This window comes from Enterobacter sp. CFEC122 (genome assembly GCF_052983755.1).
Genome location: NZ_JBRIQR010000089.1, coordinates 1 through 3,779 on the forward strand (window position 1 = coordinate 1; position 3,779 = coordinate 3,779).

The 3,779-nt window shown below is 54.2% G+C and carries 3 protein-coding genes and 1 pseudogene; 3 read left to right on the forward strand and 1 reads right to left on the reverse strand.

Going from position 1 to position 3,779, the window contains the following annotated elements; translation table 11 throughout:
• Positions 1-191: 191 nt before the first annotated feature.
• Positions 192-395 (forward strand): annotated as a pseudogene (locus ACVCAM_RS25950) (DDE-type integrase/transposase/recombinase); the annotation flags it as partial.
• A 363-nt stretch (positions 396-758) separates the two neighbouring features.
• Here the strand turns inward: ACVCAM_RS25950 and tetR are convergent.
• Positions 759-1,400: a tetracycline resistance transcriptional repressor TetR gene (gene tetR / locus ACVCAM_RS25955; RefSeq protein WP_013851373.1), complete on the reverse strand. Its 642-nt coding sequence runs from the start codon at positions 1,398-1,400 to the stop codon at positions 759-761.
• Between the two features lie 127 nt (positions 1,401-1,527).
• Between tetR and tet(A) the strand changes: the two genes are divergently transcribed.
• Together tet(A) and ACVCAM_RS25965 are read left to right on the forward strand one after the other, a co-directional pair.
• Positions 1,528-2,727, forward strand: coding sequence for a tetracycline efflux MFS transporter Tet(A) (tet(A), locus tag ACVCAM_RS25960; RefSeq protein ID WP_031942321.1), 1,200 nt, complete (start codon positions 1,528-1,530; stop codon positions 2,725-2,727).
• Between the two features lie 514 nt (positions 2,728-3,241).
• Positions 3,242-3,745, forward strand: coding sequence for a shikimate dehydrogenase family protein (locus tag ACVCAM_RS25965; RefSeq protein WP_013851371.1), 504 nt, complete (start codon positions 3,242-3,244; stop codon positions 3,743-3,745).
• The last annotated feature ends 34 nt before the right edge of the window (positions 3,746-3,779 follow it).

Consider the following 3,779-nt stretch of genomic DNA (forward strand, 5'->3'; position numbering starts at 1 on the left):
GGCCGAATGTCTGCAGCTCGGTGAATCGGACTTTACGCATGGAGATCTCCTCAGAGGACATAATTAGTATGTCGGAGGATCTCTAAAAGTGAATGGTTCGTTTTGCAGGGATACTTACATGGGGAAACAAGATGAAACTTGAATATATACAGATAAATTAGTGGTCTGGGCGTTCTCGTCAGAAGCAAACAGCCTGCTTGCAAAAACAAGCGCTGGCAATGGCTTGGCAGGGCCGAGGTTGCCCGGGAGGTATAATTTTCCATTCGGACCAGGGAACCCAATATTGCAGCCTGCCGTACCGGATTCTGGCCGCTCAATATGGAATGATGCTCAGCATGAGCCGCAGCGGGAACTGCTGGGATAATGCTTTGCAGAATGACTGTTCCGCAGTCTGAAATCGGAGTGGATACCACGGGGTGGTTATCGGGACAGGACTGAAGCTGCTGGCGATATTGTTCAGTATCAAGGGGTGAGTCCCGAGAGGCGAGACAAGTCAAGGGCGCAGGCTGCGATGCGCAGCACGACATAGCCGGTATTTCCCTGCGGTGCCCCACAAGTATCAATGAAAGCCTCCAACGCGAGCCATTCGCGAGAGCCTTGAGTCCACGCTAAATCTATCTTATCTGCGCAGGGCAGAATGTGAAGACGGCCGCCCTGGCTCTTGCCCGCCAGGCGCACGAGGCGGTGGAAAGGGGGAGGGGATGTTGTCTATATGGCTCTGCTGTAGTGAGCGGGTTGCGCTCCGACAGCGGTCCTGATCAATCGTCACCCTTTCTCGGCCCTTGAATGTTCCTCGCAACGAGCCTCCTTTTCGCCAATCCATCGACAATCACCGCGAGCCCCAGCTCGAACACTGCGTCCGGACCGGCTTCGTCGAAGGTGTCTATCACGGCCCGCAACAACGGAGCCTGTTCAATGGTGCCGCCGCGCTCACCGGCATCGCTGTCGCCGGCCTGCTCCTCAAGCACGGCCCCAACAGTGAAGTAGCTGATTGTCATCAGCGCATTGACGGCGTCCCAAGCCGAAAAACCCGCCTCGCAGAGGAAGCGAAGCTGCGCGTCGACCACTTCCATCTGCGGTGCGCCCGGTCTCGTGCCAGCATGGATACGCGCGCCATCGCGATAAGCGAGCAGCGCCTGCCTGAAGCTGCGGGCATTCCCGATCAGAAATGAGCGCCAGTCGTCGTCGACTCTCGGCACCGAATGCGTATGATTCTCCGCCAGCATGGCTTCGGCCAGTGCGTCGAGCAGCGCCCGTTTGTTCCTGAAGTGCCAGTATAACGCCGGCTGCTGAACCCCCAACCGTTTAGCCAGTTTGCGTGTCGTCAGAGCCTCTACGCCGACCTCATTCAACAGGTCCAGGGCGACACGGATAACTGTATTAGGCTGCAACTTTATCATGCTTGACACTTTATCACTGATAAACATAATATGTCCACCAACTTATCAGTGATAAAGGATCCGTGAGTTCTATCGGACCAGCGGAGGCTGGTCCGGAGGCCAGCGGAGGCTGGTCCGGAGGCCAGACGTGAAACCCAACAGACCCCTGATCGTAATACTGTGCACTGTCGCGCTCGACGCTGTCGGCATCGGCCTGATTATGCCGGTGCTGCCGGGCCTCCTGCGAGATCTGGTTCACTCGAACGACGTCACCGCCCACTATGGCATTTTGCTGGCGCTGTATGCGTTGATGCAATTTGCCTGCGCGCCTGTGCTGGGTGCGCTATCGGATCGTTTCGGCCGGCGGCCGGTCTTGCTCGTCTCGCTGTCCGGCGCCGCTATCGACTACGCCATCATGGCGACGGCGCCTTTCCTTTGGGTTCTCTATATCGGGCGCATCGTGGCCGGCATCACCGGGGCGACTGGTGCGGTAGCCGGCGCCTATATTGCCGATATCACAGATGGGGATGAGCGCGCGCGGTACTTCGGCTTCATGAGCGCCTGTTTCGGGTTCGGGATGGTCGCGGGACCTGTGCTCGGTGGGCTGATGAGCAGTTTCTCCCCCCATGCTCCGTTCTTCGCCGCAGCAGCCTTGAATGGCCTCAATTTCCTGATGGGCATTTTCCTTTTGCCGGAGTCGCACAAAGGCGAACGTCGACCATTACGCCGGGAGGCTCTCAACCCGCTCGCTTCGTTCCGGTGGGTCCGGGGCATGACCGTCATCGCCGCCCTGATGGCTGTCTTCTTCATCATGCAACTCGTCGGACAGGCGCCGGCCACGCTTTGGGTCATCTTCGGCGAGGATCGCTTTCATTGGGACACGAGCTTGATCGGCATTTCGCTTGCCGCATTTGGTATTCTACATTCACTCGCCCAGGCAATGATCACCGGCCCTGTAACCACCAGGCTCGGCGAAAGGCGGGCACTCATGCTCGGAATGATTGCCGACGGCGCAGGCTACATCCTGCTTGCCTTGGCGACAAGGGGATGGATGGCGTTCCCGATTATGGTCCTGCTTGCTTCGGGTGGCATCGGAATGCCGGCGCTGCAAGCAGTGTTGTCCAGGCAGGTAGATGAGGAACGTCAGGGGCAGCTTCAAGGATCTCTTGCGGCGCTCACCAGCCTGACCTCGATCGTCGGGCCCCTCCTCTTCACGGCGATCTATGCGGCCTCTATAACAACGTGGAACGGGTGGGCATGGATTGCAGGTGCCGCCCTCTACTTGCTCTGCCTGCCGGCGCTGCGTCGCGGGTTTTGGAGCGGCGTAGGGCAACGAGCCGATCGCTGATCGTGGGAACGATAGGCCTATGCCATGCGGGTCAAGGCGACTTCCGGCTACCCGTCTTTCAATCACAACAAGTACAGCAATATTAGGACTGCTTTTCGCTCACAGCGGACCTCTAACCCAGCCATCTTGTCCGCTTCGTTCTAAGAACAGACATCCCTCACTTCAGAATGTGTAGTCAACGGGGGACAGGACAATACGAATGTTCCACTAAAAAATACAGATGAGATAATTATTTACACCAAATTTTGGAGATTTATCGTTGTATCAGGTATTAAAAGTACAATTTAAATCTATTATATCTCGCAATAAGCCTGACATGTAGGTTTCTACAAATTCTCTAATTACGTTATTGACATATGAGCATTTGAAGGCGTAACCTTCAATCACTGTATGTAGATGTGTCTTCCCCTGTTGAGGTGGCTGATACAGCATTTCTACTTGCCATTAAACCAGTCTTTCATGTAATCCTATGTAAAATAGTCTGGTTAATTTATTTTACATACGGGTATCAGTGATGAATGAACTCAGTATTGTTAGTGGTAAATTGCAACTGTTGTCGATCATAGGTGACCCGATCGCTCAGGTCAGCGCTCCACTCATGATAAATGCCGCCATCCTTGAAAAACAAATCCCCGACACTTTGATGGTCCCTCTCCATATAAACTCTGTAGGTCTGCAAACCGCTGTCAATGGTCTGAAATGTATTCAGAATTTTCGTGGTGCCATTATAACGATGCCTCACAAACAACATGCGCTTTCATTAATTGATTCAGCCAGTGAATCTGCTATGGCAATCGGAGGATGCAACGTCATCAGGAGGAATGCTCAGGGCCAACTACATGGGGATATGCTCGATGGTGAAGGTTTCGTATCGAGCCTTTTGAAAAGAGGCTTCGATGTGACAGGTAAAAGAGTCTATCTAGCTGGAACAGGCGGTGCTGGCTCAGCTATTGCTTATGCTATGGCCGCCAAACAGGTTGGAGAATTAATTGGCACTGTTGCAAATAGTCGGTGGTGATAAACTTATCATCCCCTTTTGCTGATGGAGCTGT

What these genes read in the sequence shown, in the direction of transcription:
- ACVCAM_RS25965 (WP_013851371.1), top strand. Translation starts at nt 3,242, where the DNA reads ATGAATGAACTCAGTATTGTTAGTGGTAAATTGCAACTGTTGTCGATC.
- tetR (WP_013851373.1), bottom strand. Translation starts at nt 1,400, where the DNA reads ATGATAAAGTTGCAGCCTAATACAGTTATCCGTGTCGCCCTGGACCTG.